24 protein-coding genes and 1 pseudogene are annotated in these 18,243 nt (G+C 50.3%); all 25 read left to right on the plus strand.

Annotated features, from left to right (window positions below; all coding sequences use genetic code 11):
* Positions 1–15 precede the first annotated feature (15 nt).
* Positions 16–282 (plus strand): SDR family NAD(P)-dependent oxidoreductase, encoded by a 267-nt coding sequence (locus A4S05_RS24795; RefSeq protein ID WP_069072424.1) that lies wholly within the window; start codon positions 16–18, stop codon positions 280–282.
* Positions 269–661, plus strand: coding sequence for a RidA family protein (locus A4S05_RS24800; RefSeq protein WP_069072425.1), 393 nt, complete (start codon positions 269–271; stop codon positions 659–661). Before A4S05_RS24795 ends, A4S05_RS24800 begins: the two co-directional genes overlap by 14 nt.
* 151 nt (positions 662–812) lie before the next feature.
* Positions 813–1,575: pseudogene (locus A4S05_RS24805) on the plus strand (SDR family oxidoreductase).
* A 278-nt stretch (positions 1,576–1,853) separates the two neighbouring features.
* Positions 1,854–2,597 carry a CPBP family intramembrane glutamic endopeptidase gene (locus A4S05_RS24810; RefSeq protein WP_069072426.1) on the plus strand — a complete coding sequence of 248 codons (744 nt, stop codon included), beginning with the start codon at positions 1,854–1,856 and terminating at the stop codon, positions 2,595–2,597.
* A gap of 136 nt (positions 2,598–2,733) precedes the next feature.
* Entirely contained in the window at positions 2,734–3,702 is a 969-nt protein-coding gene (locus tag A4S05_RS24815) for an SDR family NAD(P)-dependent oxidoreductase (protein ID WP_069072427.1), read from the plus strand.
* A gap of 137 nt (positions 3,703–3,839) precedes the next feature.
* Positions 3,840–4,595 carry a glucose 1-dehydrogenase gene (locus A4S05_RS24820; RefSeq protein WP_069072428.1) on the plus strand — a complete coding sequence of 252 codons (756 nt, stop codon included), beginning with the start codon at positions 3,840–3,842 and terminating at the stop codon, positions 4,593–4,595.
* Between the two features lie 90 nt (positions 4,596–4,685).
* Positions 4,686–5,009 (plus strand): putative quinol monooxygenase, encoded by a 324-nt coding sequence (locus A4S05_RS24825; RefSeq protein WP_069072429.1) that lies wholly within the window; start codon positions 4,686–4,688, stop codon positions 5,007–5,009.
* 133 nt (positions 5,010–5,142) lie between these two features.
* Entirely contained in the window at positions 5,143–5,529 is a 387-nt protein-coding gene (locus A4S05_RS24830) for a nuclear transport factor 2 family protein (RefSeq protein WP_069072430.1), read from the plus strand.
* A gap of 77 nt (positions 5,530–5,606) precedes the next feature.
* Positions 5,607–6,575: a zinc-dependent alcohol dehydrogenase family protein gene (locus A4S05_RS24835; RefSeq protein WP_069072431.1), complete on the plus strand. Its 969-nt coding sequence runs from the start codon at positions 5,607–5,609 to the stop codon at positions 6,573–6,575.
* A gap of 274 nt (positions 6,576–6,849) precedes the next feature.
* The gene (locus A4S05_RS24840; protein ID WP_069072432.1) at positions 6,850–7,743 is read left to right on the plus strand and encodes a pirin family protein; all 894 of its coding nucleotides are present in this window, start codon (positions 6,850–6,852) and stop codon (positions 7,741–7,743) included.
* Entirely contained in the window at positions 7,736–8,149 is a 414-nt protein-coding gene (locus tag A4S05_RS24845; protein WP_069072433.1) for a hypothetical protein, read from the plus strand. Before A4S05_RS24840 ends, A4S05_RS24845 begins: the two co-directional genes overlap by 8 nt.
* A gap of 58 nt (positions 8,150–8,207) precedes the next feature.
* Complete coding sequence (locus A4S05_RS24850) at positions 8,208–8,597, plus strand: cupin domain-containing protein (RefSeq protein ID WP_069072434.1); 390 nt, start codon at positions 8,208–8,210, stop codon at positions 8,595–8,597.
* Between the two features lie 17 nt (positions 8,598–8,614).
* On the plus strand, positions 8,615–8,770 hold the full coding sequence (locus tag A4S05_RS41995; RefSeq protein WP_176727097.1) for a hypothetical protein: 156 nt from the start codon (positions 8,615–8,617) through the stop codon (positions 8,768–8,770).
* 215 nt (positions 8,771–8,985) lie between these two features.
* Positions 8,986–9,432, plus strand: a complete 447-nt coding sequence (locus A4S05_RS24855) for an ester cyclase (protein WP_069072435.1) — start codon at positions 8,986–8,988, stop codon at positions 9,430–9,432.
* A 34-nt stretch (positions 9,433–9,466) separates the two neighbouring features.
* A complete protein-coding gene (locus tag A4S05_RS24860) occupies positions 9,467–9,868 on the plus strand; it encodes a RidA family protein (RefSeq protein ID WP_069072436.1) in 402 nt (133 codons plus the stop codon).
* A gap of 65 nt (positions 9,869–9,933) precedes the next feature.
* Positions 9,934–10,311 carry a nuclear transport factor 2 family protein gene (locus tag A4S05_RS24865; RefSeq protein WP_069072437.1) on the plus strand — a complete coding sequence of 126 codons (378 nt, stop codon included), beginning with the start codon at positions 9,934–9,936 and terminating at the stop codon, positions 10,309–10,311.
* A 47-nt stretch (positions 10,312–10,358) separates the two neighbouring features.
* Complete coding sequence (locus A4S05_RS24870; protein ID WP_256091148.1) at positions 10,359–10,568, plus strand: SDR family oxidoreductase; 210 nt, start codon at positions 10,359–10,361, stop codon at positions 10,566–10,568.
* A 71-nt stretch (positions 10,569–10,639) separates the two neighbouring features.
* Complete coding sequence (locus tag A4S05_RS24875; protein ID WP_069072439.1) at positions 10,640–11,386, plus strand: alpha/beta fold hydrolase; 747 nt, start codon at positions 10,640–10,642, stop codon at positions 11,384–11,386.
* A 73-nt stretch (positions 11,387–11,459) separates the two neighbouring features.
* A complete protein-coding gene (locus A4S05_RS24880) occupies positions 11,460–13,016 on the plus strand; it encodes a GMC family oxidoreductase (RefSeq protein ID WP_069072440.1) in 1,557 nt (518 codons plus the stop codon).
* 359 nt (positions 13,017–13,375) lie between these two features.
* Complete coding sequence (locus A4S05_RS24885) at positions 13,376–13,753, plus strand: hypothetical protein (RefSeq protein ID WP_069072441.1); 378 nt, start codon at positions 13,376–13,378, stop codon at positions 13,751–13,753.
* A 284-nt stretch (positions 13,754–14,037) separates the two neighbouring features.
* Positions 14,038–14,439 (plus strand): RidA family protein, encoded by a 402-nt coding sequence (locus A4S05_RS24890; protein ID WP_069072442.1) that lies wholly within the window; start codon positions 14,038–14,040, stop codon positions 14,437–14,439.
* A 74-nt stretch (positions 14,440–14,513) separates the two neighbouring features.
* Positions 14,514–14,834: an SgcJ/EcaC family oxidoreductase gene (locus A4S05_RS43610; protein ID WP_256091149.1), complete on the plus strand. Its 321-nt coding sequence runs from the start codon at positions 14,514–14,516 to the stop codon at positions 14,832–14,834.
* A 252-nt stretch (positions 14,835–15,086) separates the two neighbouring features.
* A complete protein-coding gene (locus tag A4S05_RS24900) occupies positions 15,087–15,653 on the plus strand; it encodes a peptidoglycan-binding domain-containing protein (protein ID WP_218107980.1) in 567 nt (188 codons plus the stop codon).
* 17 nt (positions 15,654–15,670) lie between these two features.
* Positions 15,671–15,958 carry a hypothetical protein gene (locus A4S05_RS42705; RefSeq protein ID WP_218107981.1) on the plus strand — a complete coding sequence of 96 codons (288 nt, stop codon included), beginning with the start codon at positions 15,671–15,673 and terminating at the stop codon, positions 15,956–15,958.
* 446 nt (positions 15,959–16,404) lie between these two features.
* The gene (locus A4S05_RS24905) at positions 16,405–17,979 is read left to right on the plus strand and encodes an alpha/beta hydrolase (RefSeq protein ID WP_069072443.1); all 1,575 of its coding nucleotides are present in this window, start codon (positions 16,405–16,407) and stop codon (positions 17,977–17,979) included.
* The last annotated feature ends 264 nt before the right edge of the window (positions 17,980–18,243 follow it).

An 18,243-nucleotide genomic window follows, 5' to 3' on the forward strand; every position in this document is an offset into this window, starting at 1 on the left:
AACAGGAGAAACAGAATGATACTTCAAGATAAAGTGGCGTTAGTCACTGGCGGCACAACGGGTATTGGTCGAGCAACGGCGTTAGCGTTCGCGCAGCGTTCCGTTGGCGCAGCCTCTCGTAGAGAAGGAAAGCTTAACGAAGTTATCGCTTATGCCCAACAACAGGCAAAGGTGGTGCTGGGTCGTCGAATTGATGAAGGTGAAGAAACTGTAAAAAATGCAAAAACCGAACACCGCTTTCCAGCGACCCACAACAGGAGCATTCCATATGACCCAGCGTGACGCCGTTTTCCCCGCCGGTCGGCATGACCTCTACACGTCACAGACCTATTCCGCAGCGATCAGATCAGGTGACCTCCTGTTCGTGTCTGGTCAGGTCGGCAGTCGCAGCGATGGCTCGCCCGAGCCGGATTTTGAGGCTCAGGTCCGCCTGGCATTCTCCAATCTCGAGGCGACCCTGCAAGCGGGTGGATGCAGGCTTGACGATATCGTCGACGTGACGACCTTTCATACCGATCCCGAGAATCAGTTCGGCACGGTCATGACCGTTAAAAGCGAAGTTTTCCCGGAAGCGCCTTATCCGAATTGGACGGCGATCGGCGTCAACTGGCTCGGGGGGTTCGACTTCGAGATCAAGGTCATAGCCCGTATTCCAGGCTGAATTCATCAGGCGGAGCGGGCGGCGAGATAACCCGACACTGCACTCGACCGACCCAGCATTTGTCATCAGGGCGAAGCAATTCGCGGGCTTATTGGTAAGTAAATTGCCGATTTGACGATCACATTAGTAATCACATACCCAGTAAAACACTATGTCACAAAAACTCTCAGGAAAAGTTGCGCTTGTCACCGGAGGCACATCGGGAATCGGTAGAGCTACCGCGATCGCTTATGCCCAACAGCAAGCCAAGGTGGTGGTGGTGGGTCGTCGAATGGATGAAGGTGAAGAAACGGGTTCGATTGATTCAGGATGCTGGCAAAGAGGCGATTTTTGTGCAAGCAGATGTCACGAAAGAAGCCGATGTTAAAGCAATAGTTGATAAAGCGGTTGGCGTTTTTGGTCAGTTAGATATTGCCTTTAATAATGCAGGAGTTGGCGGCGAAAATCCCTCATTGATTGAGCAAACAGAAGCTGAATACGATCGCACGATGAACGTCAATGTCAAAGGCGTTTGGTTGTCGATGAAGTATGAAATCGCTCAGATGTTGAAACAGGGAAGGGGTTCGATCGTCAATACGGCATCCGCGTATGGAGTCGTTGCATTTCCTACCTTCCCCCTCTACACCGCGAGTAAAAGTGCAGTAATAGGCTTGACAAAAGCGGCTGCGCTCCAATATGCCAAAGCGGGTATTCGCATCAATGTCGTTGCACCAGCGGTAATCGAAACAGATATGTTTGAAGCAGCTACAGGTGGGCAGGATGAAGCCAAAGCTTACATGACAGGACTTCACCCGATCGGACGAATTGGAACACCGCTTGAAGTTGCAAATGCAGTCCTGTTTTTATCATCTGACCTAGCATCGTTTACAACAGGTGCAACATTGATGGTAGATGGTGGGTTTGTAGCGCAATAGTCGATCGGCAGTGCGAAATGTTTGATACAGCACTTCAAATGACTCACTAAAGTAACACTGAAATCGGTTCGCTAATTCCATCGGAAACTCCATAGGAATCTGCAAGAAGTTGAGTGTTGGAACTGACTACACTCAAGTGAACTAAGACAAAGAGAATTTATACCAATTCGGCTTAAGTTTGCACAGTATTAAAGCCTCCAAAGCCTTATGCAAGGGGATCTTCCATCATTTATGAAGCTGTAAGCTTCACACGAAATTGGTATTAGGAGGTGATGATTATGTCCAAAGTGTTTTCTAACTCCCCACAGGGACAGGGAAAGACCATCGCCGCTGTTTCAGAGCAGTCCTCACTCAATAAGCCCTCCCGTCCGGGTTGGCTTGAGATTGTCGTCGGTCTTGTCATCTACGCGATCGTCGGGTTCGTCGGTGTTTCGCAATTCAGGCGACTCGGTCTCGACCCCGCGATCTACGGACTGATCTTGACTTCTTGGACGGGTGTCGCCACGTTAATTGCGTTCGCGGTGGCGGCGCGGCTGCGGCTTCGTTCCCTAAGCGCCTTCGGTGTGCGCCGCACTTCCGCACGCTGGCTCCTGATTGGGGTCGGAGTCGGAGTGGTTGCCTTCGTGCTCAAGGGTTTGGCGATCCTGGCATGGATCAAGGTCACCGGGGACACGAACAATATCCAGGATGTTTATGCAGATGGTGCTCGCGGTGGGTTACTGTCTCTGGTTTTAAGTATGGTGTTCCTCACGGTCTTTTCACCCTTCGGCGAGGAACTGCTCTATCGCGGCATCGTCACCAACGCGCTATTGCGCTACGGTCCGTTTGTTGGGGTTGTGGGCAGCACTGTCATCTTCGCCCTCATGCACGGGATCAACTACACCTTCCCCGCAGCAATGGTGGCGGGTCTTGCCACCGCCGAGATCTTCCGCCGCAGTAGATCGATCTGGCCCGGTCTCGTCGTCCACGTCGTTTTCAACCTCCCCTCGTTTCTGCTCGTAGTATTTACCAGCATAGGCTGACCTGGCACCTCCTCAAGTCAATCAGATATTGCAAGCTGTCTCAGCAACGCGAAACAGAGTCAAACCTACTGAACAAAGGAACACAATGAATTAGCCCAATTTTTTGTCACCCCCGGTTATAACGAAAGGAAAAGAAATGGTTGAAAAATTTGGTGCAAAATCGACCGCCGACGAGGTGCTTGCGGGCATTGATCTCAAGGGAAAGCGATTTCTCATTACAGGTGCATCGTCGGGCATTGGGCTTGAAACCGCCCGCTCACTGGTCTCTCACGGCGCTAGCGTCGTCGGTGCGGTCAGAAACCTCGCTAAAGCTGAGCTAGCCACTGCATCGGTTCGTGATGCCGCGTCGCAAAGAGGTGGCAGCCTGGAGTTGATCGATCTCGATCTAGCATCCTTGCAAAGCGTTCGTGCCTGTGCGGATAAACTGTTGGCTGACGAACAGCCGTTCGATGCCATCATCGCTAACGCTGGCGTTATGGCAACTCCGTTCGGTCGAACGATCGACGGCTTTGAAGTTCAGTTCGGGACCAACCATCTTGGTCATTTCGCCCTGATCAATGGGATCGAGCCGCTGCTTGCCGAGAATGGACGGCTGGTAGTCTTGTCGTCGCTCGCGCATCGCGGTGCCAATATCGACTTGGACGATCCGAATTTCGAGCAGCAGGCGTATGACCCATGGGTTGCCTATAGTCGATCGAAAACTGCCAATTCACTGTTCGCTGTGGAGTTTGACAGGCGGCATCGCGATCGCGGCATTCGGGCTGCTTCGGTGATGCCCGGAAACAGTTTCACGGATCTACCCCGCCATCTCTCGCCGGAGGATTTGCAGGGACTTTTGCAGGCTGTTGACGCAGCGCGCACCGAAGCGGGTCTGCCGCCGAAAGGGTTGAAAGAAATTCCGCAGGCAGCCGCGACATCGGTTTGGGCCGCAGTTGTGGTGAATAGAGACGAGATCGGTGGACATTATCTCGAAGATTGCGCGATCGCACCGATTGATGACACGCCCAACCCGTTTGCCGACGGTGTCAGGTCGTATGCGCTCGACGCGAACAAAGCCAAGCAGCTTTGGGCGAAAAGCGAGGAATTGATCAGCGCTGCGTCTTAAAGGTTATCGCGCACATCTAAACGCAATAATCCATTCCACTTTCGTACTTGGATGAACACTCACAAGAATGCCTGATTGACGTATAAGCGTTAATCACCATGCCTTACGTTTCCCATAAACTCAACCAGGAAAACACCATGTCACAAAAACTCTCAGGAAAAGTTGCGCTTGTCACTGGCGGCTCTAGCGGTATCGGACTCGCCACTGCTAAGCGATTTGTCGCTGAAGGTGCCTATGTCTTTATCACGGGTCGTCGTCAGCCAGAACTCGATGCTGCTGTAAACGAAATTGGTAAGAATGTGACTGGCATTCAGAGCGATGTCTCAAATCTGGCAGACCTCGATCGTCTTTACGCCATGATCGAGCAAGAGCAAGGTCACTTGGATGTAATCTTTGCGAATGCTGGTGGTGGTGAATTCATCCCGCTTGGATCGATCACCGAAGAACACTTTGACAAAACCTTCAACACCAATGTCAAGGGTCTACTGTTCACTGTGCAGAAGGCACTGCCGCTGATGCCAGAGGGCGCTTCCATCATCCTGAATGCCTCAACTGCTTCCATCAAGGGTATGCCAGCTTCCAGCGTGTATAGCGCCACCAAAGCCGCCGTGCGATCGTTTGCCCGCACCTGGACAGTCGACCTCAAAGACCACCAGATTCGAGTGAATGTGGTCAGCCCTGGTCTCATTCCGACTCCCGCTTACGATCTTCTCTGGGGACTCAGTGAAGAGCAACTGAAAGAATTGGTGGCGAACCTAGCTAAAAATGTCCCATTGGGACGAGCTGGTACGCCCGACGAGATCGCCAAAGCCGTTGTCTTTCTGGCTTCAGATGACAGCAGCTATGTAAGCGGCATTGAGCTATTCGTCGATGGTGGCTTCACACAAATCTAAGATCGCTTCCTAGTTAAAAAGCACTAACTGATCGCGTGTAAAAGTCCATCTATAAACTTCCCATCGAACAGAGTCGAAGGAGAAACACACATGCCACAGGAAAAGATGCCACAAGTCTCTGACAAAGAACTGATGATGAGTAACACGCTTATGATTCAGCCTAAGTACCGCGAGGAGTTCTTAATGGAACTCCGGGAGATCCTGCCTCAAGCCCGCCGTTTGGAAGCGTGCATCTCACTTGAGGTCGGTGAGGTCGCCGATCAGCCTGGGATGTTTGTGCTGTCCGAGCGCTGGCGTAACGGAAACGAGTACCTGAACGAGATCCTGCAACTGCCCTTCTACCAGCGGTACCTGGAACGCAGCAAACCATTCTACGCAGTTCCGAGAGCAGTTCTCGTCCTCACGTCAATCTAAATGGGTGCTGTGTCCAGAGCGGTCACCTAACAATGCAGCAGACGGTCTCAAGCCGCTAGTGCTGCGTTCAAGTTTCTTTGCCGCCGCTGATTTAATCTGTTGGGCGTTTCGGGTAATGTGAGGTGTGGAACGGATGACGGATAAACTTGAGTACAACAAACAGACGGTCACGGCGTTTTATGACCTGATGTTCAATCAGTGTCAGCCCGCAGAAGCCATCGAGAAATATGTCGGCGATGTGTACATCCAGCACAACCCAGCGGTGGCCGACGGGAAGCAGGCTTTCATCGAATATTTCGAGAGGATGGCGAAAGAATATCCGGGCAAGTGCGTCCAGTTTAAGCGCATCTTCGCTGAAGGCGATTATGTAGTCTTGCATTGCTACCAGCAATGGCCGGGCGACAACGACTGGGCGGGCATCGACATCTTCCGCCTGGATGATAAAGGCAAGATAGTCGAGCATTGGGACGTGCTTCAGACCATCCCGGAAGCGTCAGCTAACGATAACACGATGTTCTGAACGGTTGAGTGCTGGTAGTGTGAAGGCCGGTTTGTACAACGGCACTGTTTATTCTAAATCAAGGAGAGTTGGCACAGATGGAATCTATGAAAGCAGCCGTATTAACTGCGTTTGGTGATGCTGAGAAGTTTGAGATTCAAACTGTTCCTATACCAACACTGAAGGCGAATCAGGTGTTAGTCAGAGTTTGTGCAACCTCGATTAATCCGGTCGATTACCAAACTCGTCGTGGTGATTACAAGGAACTGGTTCAATTACCCGCCATCCTTGGAGTCGATGTTTCAGGGGTGATTGAGGCAATTGGCGAAGCTGTGACTGATTTCAAGGTGGGAGACAACGTGTATTACTCACCGCAAATTTTTGGAGAATTCGGTAGCTACGCTCAGTATCATGTGGCTGATGCAGCGATTGTTGCATTGAAGCCTGCAAATCTATCGCACATTGAAGCAGCTTCTTTTCCGCTTGCAGGCGGAACGGCTTGGGATTGTCTAGTGACTAGGGGCAATCTACAAGTTGGTGAAACAGTTCTCATCCATGCGGGTGCGGGTGGAGTAGGTTCGATCGCAGTTCAACTCGCCAAAGCGATCGGGGCATACGTTTTTGCGACGTGTAGTTCTAGAAACCGAGATTTCGTGACAGAACTGGGCGCAGATCGGGTGATTGATTACAAAAATGAAGATTACGTAGAAGTCATTCGTCAAGAAACAAATGGACTGGGTGTGGATTTAGTTCTAGATACGATCGGTGGAGAAACAATTCAGCGTAGTCTAGGAATCATTCGTCCCTTCGGTAGGCTTACAAGCATTGTAGACATTGCAACTCCGCAATCGCTTCTTGAAGCATGGGGCAAGAATCTGACGATTCATTTTGTTTTTTCACCCCAGTACCGAGCAAAATTAGAGGCTTTGACAAAACTCATCGAGCGTCATCAGCTTCGCCCAGTGATTGATTCAGTATGGTCTTGGGATCAGGTCGTTCTGGCACATCAGCGTCTAGAGCAGGGAGGAACACGGGGCAAAGTCGTGCTGAAGTTTACAGAAGATTAGATCGGCTTTGCGGCACTGGTAATGGCTAAATGGATCGGAGTTTGATTGTGTGCTGAGGGTCAATATTGATTGAAACAGGAGAAAACCGACCTAATCCTTGGGGCATTCTCACAATCTTGCACAGACACATCAGCCAGTAGGGTGCATTATCGATAGCGTATTGCACCGAACACAAGACTGCTGCATTTCTAACTTGTGAAAAACTCTGTGATTCACCCCGTTGAGTCAGGCTCAAATGATACACATACTTGTCTAGTTCTGAAGAGGCAATTCTATGACTGTCCCCACTCAAACGTCTCGAACCGTTGCCGGAGTGATCAACAGCGTTGAAACACTCGAAGGGGGCGGATTTCTTGTCCGTCGGCCCTTTCCCAAAAGTAGCTTCTCTGAATTTGACCCGTTTCTCCTCCTCGACGAGTTGGGTCCGATTAATCTCAAGCCGGGTCAGGCAAAAGGTGCACCCGATCATCCGCACCGGGGCTTTGAAACCGTCAGCTATGTCTTGGATGGACGGTTAGAACACAAAGATTCTGCGGGACACGCCGGGCTACTAAATCCGGGTGATGTCCAGTGGATGACAGCAGGTGCCGGGGTCGTGCATTCCGAGATGCCGGAGTCAATGTTTACCCAAACTGGTGGACGGCTCCACGGCATTCAACTATGGGTCAATCTGCCACAACGAGACAAAATGATGCCGCCCCGCTATCAGGAAATTCCAGCGGCTCACATTCCGGTAGCTCAAACCGAAGATATGTCTGTGACGGTGCGGGTGATTGCGGGAGAAGCGTTAGGGGCAAAAGCCGTCATTCAGACGCGCACGCCGATAAATTACCTCCACTTCACACTGCAACCAGGGGCAACGATGATCCAGCCTGTACCAAAAGAGTACAATGCCTTTGTCTATGTACTGGAGGGGGCTGGGTTGTTTGGGACAGAGCCAGCGCCTGGTGATGATGGGCAGATGGTGCTCTTTTCGCAAGATGGAGAAGATGTGGTGATCTGCAACCCTGCTGATGCTCAGCGTCCTCTAGATCTTCTGCTGATTGCAGGTGTACCCCTTAACGAACCAGTGGTGCGCTACGGTCCGTTTGTAATGAACACTGAAGCTGAAATTACCCAGGCGATCGACGACTACCAAGCTGGAAGGATGGGACGGATTTATGCTTAACACACTTCAATATCAGATGAGTCAACATCAACGCTTGAGTGAGTTACGAATCAAACTACTGCGTCTGCACAAGCTTTTACTAGAGACTGAGCGCCTTACCTATGAGCAAGTTCGAGGGCAAGTTTCTAGAGGTGAATTGCTACAACTGGTGATTAATCATGAGCAGTTTGCCTGGTTGCATCGACTTTCAGCATTGATTTTACAAATCGATGAGTTGCTTCATGACGGTGAACCTGTTACGCAAGAGGCAATGGAAGCGATCGATGGTGACATTCGTACACTGCTCAGCCCCGACGAATTGGGCGATGAGTTTGCAATGAAGTATAACACGGCGCTTCAACGCCACCCCGATGTCGTGTTAGCTCATGCAGATGTCATGATGTTGCTGACCTCTGACAGCATTTAACCTCCAAAATTCACAGATTCTGAACTTGCTCCGATTGTGTAATTGCAAACCTAAACGCATGCTGATCCAAAAACTAAACGACTGTGAAGAAATTATCGCTGGAGATGGAACTGTTCTGCGCGAACTGCTTCATCCTGACAAACAAGACATCAACTTGCGTTACAGTTTGGCGTATGCGATCTTACCTGTTGGCAAAACTTCGATTCCCCATTCTCTAAAGACTTCTGAGGTTTATTACATCATTAGCGGTGTTGGAGAAATGTCGATCAACAGTGAAGTTCGTCGCATTGAACCAGGCGATGCGGTTTACATTCCTCCAGATGCAATCCAGTTCCTTCACAACTATGGCGACGAACCCATTGTTTTCGTTTGTCTAGTTGATCCAGCTTGGCGCAAAGAAGACGAAACGATTTATGCACCTGAAATTGAGGCAACCGCATCACTCTAATTCGATCGCTCAAAACTATGAATTCACAAACAGCACAAACCACTACTACTGCTGACGAGTCCGCAATCCGTACTTTCCATCACCATCGCGTAGCGTCTTGGACTCACCGCATCCAGCGGACAGGCACCCTGGGTGTGATGTGTCGGATAGACGCGCAACTCGTAAGAATCTGACAATGATTCGTCAGATTCTGAAAGAAGTCAAGCATTGGAATCAATACAGTTTAGATAGAACTTAGGAGAATTCAACATGGTCACAGAGCAAACAGCAGACAAACAGGCAGTACAGGTCCAAGCCTGACACCCGCTCAGGAAGCCTTGCAATCGGTCTGGGAAGAGCATATCGGGCACGAGTTTGGTCTCACAGCCCTGAAGATGCTCTCGCTACGATGGTTGAAAACGCTTATGTGAATCATATTCCAGTGATGACTGGGGGAGCCGGAAAAGCAGCATTGGGTGAGTTTTATTCCAAATACTTCATTCCCCAGATTCCGCCAGACCTCGAGCTAGTTACGATTTCGCGCACGATCGGGACGGATCGACTCGTCGATGAAATGCTGGCTAAGTTCACTCATACCATCCAGATGGAGTGGATGCTACCTGGCATTGCTCCGACTCTTAAACGGGTGGAAGTGGCAGTGGTAGCGATTGTCCAGTTCCGTGATGGCAAGCTAGCCCACGAACACATCTATTGGGATCAGGCGAGTGTATTGGTTCAACTCGGCATGCTCGATCCGAGCACACTGCCCGTTGTAGGGGCTGACAGTGCGCGCAAGGTACTCAATCCGAGCTTGCCCTCAAACGCACTGATCGAACGTGCTAGTCATAGCAACTAAATGTTAGAGCAAGCTTTTCATCAATAGGAACACTATGAAAAAGCCAGAGTTTTTTGTCACCCCTGGTTACGGGGAATACATGCTGAATAAATTGCATTACTCGCAAGCGGTAAAAATTGGCGATCGCGTGGAGATATCCGGACAAGCTGGCTGTGATGACGATCTGCAATTTCCCGAATCACTTGCAGACGAGATTGCTCAGGCATTTCGGAACATAGAGCGAACCCTGGCAACTGCTGGTGCGGGTTGGGAGCATGTGGTTCACGTTAATTCTTACCATGTTGGCGGGTTTCCCCCGGAGGTTAACGAAGTGATGTCCAAGCTATTTCGTCATTATATGCCAAACCACGCCCCAATCTGGACACAGGTAGGAGTCGCAACTCTTGCACTGCCAACGATGCGGATTGAAATCCGCGTGACTGCAATTGTTCCGTGAGTTTCGCATCAGTGGCAGCAGAGACGGCTCCGTTAAAGTATCCACTTAACTAAGGAGAGATTCAGATGTCAGCGAACAATAAAGCCATCTTAGAAGAGGCAAACGCGGCGATCGCCCAAGGCAACAATGAAGGATTTTTGTCGTTCTGCGCCGACGACATGGAATGGACATTTGTAGGTGACAAGACCCTTAAAGGAAAAGAAGCCGTTCGCCAATGGATGGCAATGACATACATAGAGCCGCCAAAGTTTAGGGTCGCTAACTTAATCGCTGAGGGTGATTTCGTCACGGCACTCGGCGACATCACCATGAAGGACGAAGACGGGAAGGCGGCTGATTACTCGTACTGCGACATCTGGCGCTTTCATGGCGGCAAGATTGTCGAATTAAGAGCTTTTGTCATCAAAACCGAGGTCAAGGATGAAACCAGCAGCGCGGCGTAAATCATCTGCAAAAGTCAGGATGTATTCTCATGAAAAACGCAACTTATGTGGAGGCTGCTCGGCAAGGTAGTCACTGCTGGCGGCGGTATCTTCTGGAGCTGGGCGTGACGGCTGATGCTGTTACAGCTATGGTGTCGATGGGTCGCATTGCTCAGGCAGAAGAAGTCGCTCAAGTTGTTGTTTTCCTTTGCTCTGATGCTGCCAGCTACATCACTGGACAATCCTTAGTGATCGATGGCGGATACACAGAGAACTGACCCATTTCAAGAGAGAACAAGAGAGAACAGACGAGCTTGATTTTCAGATCACATCTACAAGGAGGGATTCTATATCAACTTTTGTCTTAGTTCATGGCTCCTGGCATGATGGTTCTGCTTGGCAGGCAGTCATTGATCAACTAGAAGCAAAGGGACATCATGCTTTTGCGCCCACGATCGCTGGACATGGCAAAGGCGTGAACAAAAACGTCAACCATGCTCAATGCACGCAATCGATCGTCGATTACATTGTGAGTAAAGACTTAAACGATATCGTTCTAGTCGGACATAGTTTCGGTGGGACAATTATTGCCAAAGTTGCTGAAGCAATCAGCGATGGCTTCGCCGGCCAAAGGCAACGCATTCGACGACTCATCTTCTTCAATGCCTTTGTCCTCAATGATGGTGAAAGCCTCAACGATAACACCCCACCGCACTCTCAAGCGTTATCCGATCAGCTAGCGAGACAATCGGGCGATCATACGGTGATGCTACCTTTTGAGATTTGGCGAGAAGCGTTTATCAACGACGCTGACCTCGAACTGGCTCGATCGAGTTACGCACGATTATCACCCCAAGCGTATCAACCGTGGCTTGACAAGTTAGACCTGAAGCAGTTTTACTCGCTGCCCATCCCCAAAAGCTACCTCTACTGTACAGAAGATAATGTCCTTCCTCAAGGCGATTGGGGTTGGCATCCCAGAATGTCTAGCCGCTTGGGGCTATTTCGGCTTGTACAAATGCCCGGTAGTCACGAGGTCATGTTTTCTAACCCGGTTGGTTTAGCAGAAAAGATGATTGTGGCAGGACGTGACTAGCAGCAGAATTTGCGATCGCCAACCCACTAATGTCGCCGTCATTCAACAAACAATGACCTGAAAAGGAGAAATCATGACAACTACATACCATCACAGTGCTGCTTTTGATTATATTGTGATTGGCGCCGGTTCAGCAGGCTGCGTTGTTGCCAACCGTCTTACAGAAGACCCTAATACTAAAGTATTGCTGCTCGAAGCGGGTGGTCCTGATACCAAGCCAGAACTTCAAGTTCCCTCAGTGTGGCCTACTACACTCTTAGGCTCGGAAGTGGACTGGGCATATTTAACTGAAGGGGAACCTTACTTAAATAACCGCAAAATTTTATCTTCACGCGGTAAAGTCTTGGGCGGCAGCAGTTCGATTAATGGCATGATTTATATACGAGGCAATGAACGTGACTACAATAGCTGGCAAGCGTTAGGTAATATTGGTTGGAGTTATCAGGATGTCTTGCCTTACTTCAAGAAATCGGAAAACCAGCAGCGGGGAGCATCGTTATTTCACGGGGTTGATGGACCACTTAGTATCACAGATCCACTCTCTCCTGCAAAAGTGTCGCAACGCTTTGTGGAAGCCGCGATCGCACAGGGCTATGAGCAAAATCCCGACTTTAATGGCGTACAGCAGGAAGGTGCAGGACTTTACCAAGTGACCGTGAAAGATGGCAAGCGCCAAAGTACAGCAGTGGCATTTCTGCGTCCGATTAAAGATCGCCCCAACTTGACTATTCAAACAGGAGCATTGGTGACTCGTTTACTCTTTGAGGGAAAGCGCGCGGTAGGGGTAGTGTATGTTCAAAACGGAACGGAGTATCAAGTTAGGGTCAACTCCGAAGTGATTTTGAGTGCTGGCGCCTTCGATTCTCCTAAACTGCTAATGCTTTCTGGAATTGGACCAGCTGAACATCTGCGGGCTTCCGGCATTCCTGTAGTTTTTGATTTGCCGGGTGTCGGCCAGAATCTTCAAGATCACCCACTTGCTGTTATTGCCTACCAGTCTACTACTGACGTGCCCCTTGCGCCAAGTAGTAATGGGGGAGAGGCTGGGTTATTTCTGCATACCAACAATAATTTAGATGCGGCGCCTAATTTGCAATTTACAATTGTTCCGATTTTATATGTCGATCCTGCCTATGCACGTGAAGGTCCGGGATTCACCCTTACCTTTTACATCACCCGTCCCGAAAGTCGTGGTAGTGTAAGACTACGTTCCTCCTCCCCCTTCGACCCACCGTTGATTCGCGTCAACTATCTTCAGAAAGAATCTGACATGCAACTGATGGTTGAAGGACTTAAAATTTTGCGTCAAATTGTGTACTCCGATGCGTTTAATGAGTTTCGGGGTGAGGAAATTGCTCCAGGGAGTTCCGTGCATAGCGACAAAGCAATAGAAGATTATATTCGGCAAACGTGCGGTACGGCATGGCATCCTGTTGGGACGTGCAAAATGGGTATTGATCAAATGGCGGTTGTCGATCCTCAACTCAAGGTACGGGGGATTGAAGGGTTACGAGTTGTTGATGCATCGATTATGCCAACTATGATCACAGGAAACACAAATGCATCGGCAATTATGATTGGAGAAAAGGCTGCCGATTTGATAAAAGTTGGAACAAAATTGCCTCAATGATGGTGAAAGCCTCAGAAATAGCCTTCCGCCGCATCTTCAAGCGTTATTAGAACTTACGCACTGTACAAATAAACCATATTATGTATAACCGTATTTGGTCGTTTCAGGTGTTTTGCATAACCCGAATTTATTCGCATATTTGCGATCGCTAAGTACTAAGCATGGCTGAAATACCCAAATTGCGTGTAGTACTTATGTCCGATGCGTAAGTTCTAGCTTTATCGGAAATAATAGGCAGTGAAATTTAGAACTGCGTTTACTGGTTCTCGTCAAACTAAGCGAATCTCAACTTGTGGTGGTGCCCTACTGGTCGGTATCGTCTGTATGAACCGAGAACAGGGTATTTCATAGGAGAAAGAATGAAGCGATTTACCTTGTTTACTTTCCTGTATCTGGCGCTGGGAGTTTGTCTAACGGCGATCGCGCTTGGATACCCAAACCTGCCTTCGGGTCTTCAAAGAAGCTTGTTCATTAGTGCAGGAGCGTCCTACATCGCTTGTATTCTCAGTACCTTTCCATTTTGGCGTGAGACAGCGATTCGCTTCTATCGCAGGCGGAATTCAGCGGTAATTCTACCCTGGTTGGTGATTGGAGTGAACATTGTTTCGATGCTCTGGGAAGTTCAGAGTCAGAACTGGGCAATGGAAGCCATTTTACAAGCGTTTTCGCGGCTAATAGTTGTCTTACTGTTTGCAGAAATCATTGTGATTACATGGCAAGTGAATTCTGAACATTAGGGTCTAAATCGAATGGCACTAAGATATCAGCAAATCCAGTATTCATAAGACTTTTGGGTGTGGGGTGTTGGGTGTCGGGTATAGTGACGAAAAAGTTTATTAATGTTCGCACTTGTTGTTCATTTTCTTGATTTGTTCCCTACACCCTACACCCTACCCCCTACACCCTGCCCTGACTAGGTTTCACGTTTTCTTAGTGCCATTCGGGTCTAAATCGGATGATGCCGAAACAAACTCGTTTCAGCAACGCGAGATAGAGTCAAACGTACTACATAAGGAACACCATGAATAAGCCTAAGTTTTTTGTTACCCCTGGTTATGGGGAATATCTGTTAAATCAATTGCATTACTCGCAAGCGCTAAAAATTGACAATCGAGTGGAGATATCAGGGCAAGGCGGCTGGGATGACAATCTGCAAATTACCGAATCGCTTGCAGACGAGATTGCTCAGGCGTTCCGGAACGTCGAGCGAACCCTGGCGACAGCTGGTGCGGGTTGGGAGCATGTGGTTCACGTTAATTCTTACCATGTTGGCGGGTTCCCCCCGGAGGTTAACGAAGTGATGTCCAAGCTATTTCGTCATTATATGCCGAACCACGCTCCAATCTGGACACAGGTAGGAGTCGCGGTGCTTGGACTACCCACGATGCGGATTGAAATTCGCGTGACTGCAATTGTTCCGTGAGTTTTGCAAGCGTTCATAACACAATTTATGCTGCTCGAAAACTGGTCTATCACTTAAAAGGAGAACTCAAGAGTGTGAATTCACAAACAGCTCAAACCACCACTAATGCTGACGAGTCGGCAATCCGTGCTTTCCTTTACCAGATGATTGATGCTTGGAATCGAGGTAGCGGGGAAGGCTTTGCTGCCCCGTTCAGCAAAACTGCCGATTTCCTCACGTTCGAGGGCACACATCTCAAGGGTCGAAAAGAAATCGCTGCATTTACATCAGCAAGCGTTCGACACAGTTATCAAAGGAACATGCCTGGAGGGGGAGGTGAATTTTGTCCGCTTCGTGAACTCGCAACTCGCGCTCATGCACGTAGTTATCAGGGTAATACTGCCCGGACAAACTGAAACTTCACCGTCACGAAATTCGCTGCCGCTATACGTCGTAACGAAATGCGACGAAGGTTGGCAGATTGAAGGGTTGCTCAATACCCGGAAGTTAACGCTAGAACGTCAATTCTTCTTAAACGACTTTGACTCCCTGAGTGCAGAGGCTCAACGTCAAGTGACCGACCTCGTTGCAGGTCTCAAAGCGAGTGGAGTAATCACTCCGACGCAAATTGATGCGAAATAAAACCAATCTCCATCAGGAGGACAATCATGAAACCTCAACTCATTTTCGGAATACTAACGATCGCAACAGGATTGCTCGGAGGTTCATTCACTCATCCCGCGATAGCGTTAGCGAAGCGGGGCGCTCTTAGCGCACAGCGCTGCTGCGTTTGCGTTCGCCCTTGGCGTTGCCGCAGGCTAGCATTAGCGAGTCTTGTCTACGACACGCTACGCGAACGAGCGTCAGCGCAGATCGCACACAGCATTCCTCCACAACAAACCTCCCCCATTCTGATCGCCACTGCCTACACTGATTTAACCTTACCTACCTTGCGCCAAGGCGATCGCGGCAGAGACGTGCAATTGTTACAGCGCATCCTTCAAGACAATGGCTTTTTAGGAGCCGCAGGTGTGAGGTTAGGCAATCCAAGAGGGGCGATCGTTGATGGCACCTTTGGTGCGGCCACAGCGTCTGCGGTACGCGATCTCCAGAGACGATTACAGAATCCCAGTTACAGGGCGAGTCAATCCAACCACCTGGGAAGTCCTGGATATGCACGAAAACCCCTATCGATCCCCGCTTCCCTGGAAACAACAGAACATTACACAACATAAGCCACAGAAGATTTCTAATGAACCGAAAGATTCTTTCAACCAAAATCACAACCACAATCGCAATCACAATTCTGTTCGGCGTACTCCTACTGTTCAATTTTCCATCCCTGGCTCAAGTCAGTTCACAAGTGATTCCCAGAATCGAAGTGCTCGAAAGTTCTGAAGGGATTCCACCCAGCTACCGTTTAGTCATTAGCCGATCTCAGGACAATGTTTATGTCTTCTGTCCGACTGACTTCGAGCCACAGTTGAACTATCTGCGAAATGTGAAGGTGATTCAATGTAAGCCGTTTACCAGTCCCTAGAAGTAAACCAGTGAGGGGCAACAGCATAACAACTCACACCACTTTGTTGCTTTGAACAGAGAAGAGATTCAGATGTCAGAGAACAATTATGAAACTAGCGAAGATCATTGAGAAAACGGCGGATATGTGGGTTTTTGCCGCTCATTGGACGGGGCTGGATGTGAAGCCAGCGAAGTGATCACGTCAAACAAATCAACATACGTCGAACTAATCGAGGAAGCGTAACGCCTCACACCACTCTATTTCCGTCAATGTGTAAGTTCTAACAAACTAATTTACAGTCTGCGCTTTGGTGGGGTCATCGATCACCCCGTTGATAACTGAACCCATTAACAACTAGCTCGAAGGAGTTTATCCCCATGTCTCACATTTCTTCTAACCACAAGCAAGATCGTAGCCTACCCACGCACGGCTCAGAGCCAACGGTTCCCGCTAAGAGGAGAACTATGCTTGCTCACAAGCCCCACGTCCGAAGCTCGCTAATTATTGGGGCGGTGATATTGGTTCTTAGTGCCTGCGGCCAGCCCACATTCGGGCACCCGTCAGAGCCAGGAGGAAAGATCCCTGCGGATCTGAAACGCTTCTACGACCAGAAGCTGACCTTCGGCTCGTGCGAGGGCTACGCCACCACGGATGACGATGCTAAGGCCTTCGCCAACGACACCTTCGAATGCGCCCGGCTTGAGGTGCCGCTCGACTACCAGAACCCCCTCGGGCGAACCGCGCAGATTGCACTGCTGCGTGTACCGGCAAAGGGCAAGCCGAGCAAACGAATCGGCTCCCTGCTGCTCAACCCAGGCGGCCCCGGCTTCTCCGGGATGAGCTACGCGACTATGGTGGCAAAGAACTTGGCCGACAGTCCGATCGCCAAGCAGTTTGACCTGATCGGGTTCGACCCACGCGGGGTTGCGGCCTCGACACCAGCCCTAGACTGCTTCACCGATGCTGAACGAGAGGCCGACAAGTTGGTCAACTCGATCAACTCCGGGGGCAAGGACTACACCGACCACGAGACCCGTCAATTGTACCAAAAATGCGCCGAGCGTTCCGGCGGTGAGGACGTGCTGGCTCACGTCGGCACGCGCGATGTCGCCCGCGACATGGACGTACTCCGCGCGGTGCTCGGCGATGACAAGCTCTCCTTTTTCGGCGCCAGCTACGGTACCCGGCTCGGCGCGATCTACGCCGAAACCTTCCCGCAGAACGTGCGGGCTATGGTGCTCGACGGCGCGGTCGACCCCACCACCGGCACCACCGAGCGTCGCCTCGTCCAGTTCGCGGGTTTCCAGCGTGCCTTCGACAACATGGCGGCCTTCTGCGCTAAAACCCCGACTTGTCCGCTCGGCACCGATCCCAAGCAAGCTAGTGCCGCCTTCCAGCAGATCGTGCGGCCACTGATTGATAAACCGATCATCACCGCAGACGGACGCAAAGTCACTTACACCGCCGTAATTGACGGCGTGCTCGCTGGGCTTTACGGCGAGGCGGGCTGGCGTGCGGTGATTCTAGGCATCACCGAACTCAAAGCCGGAAGCGGTAGTAAAACCCTGCTGTTCTTGCGCGACTTCCTCAGCCAGCGCAATGTCGACGGTAGCTACGGCAATGGCAACGAGTCCCTGGTGGCCATTAACTGCCTCGACGAGGAACGCCACACGCCCGAGCAGGAGAGCGCGATGACGCGCGACATTTTCAAGGTCGCACCGTTTCTGGACACTGGCCGACCCGTCAACGCCCGCGACCTCTGTGAGCATTGGCGGGTGAAACCCACCCTCGGCTACCCCTACGCCCAGAACATCAAAGGACTCCCTAAAACCTTGGTCGTGTCGGTCACCCGCGATCCGGCCACCCCGCACGAGGGCGGCATCAGCCTCGCCAAGACGCTCGGCGCGAGCCTGCTGACCGTCGAGGGCGAACAGCACGGTGTAGCCCTCACCCCCGGTAATGCGTGTGTCAACGACATCGTCGCCGACTACCTCATCGGTCTCAAAATACCCTCAGACGGCGCTCGCTGCGTCCTTTAGGTTGGGACACTGAAGCGCGTTAGCGTTCGCGTAGCGTCTCGAAGAGATAGCTTACCGAAGCTATCGTCTTAACTTGGTGCTTCACTAATGGATCTTAAGTCGTGCAATTTGGATTAGTATTGCACACTGAGTCCATCTCGCAACAGCTTACGCCATAAGCTATTTAGAGCATTCTGCAATTCCTCATTTCCAATAACTCAAATTAGGATCAATAACTCATGTCTACATTCAAGTACAACCGATTAGACAAAAATAATGCTGCGG

Source organism: Nostoc sp. KVJ20 (assembly GCF_001712795.1).
GTDB lineage: Bacteria > Cyanobacteriota > Cyanobacteriia > Cyanobacteriales > Nostocaceae > Nostoc.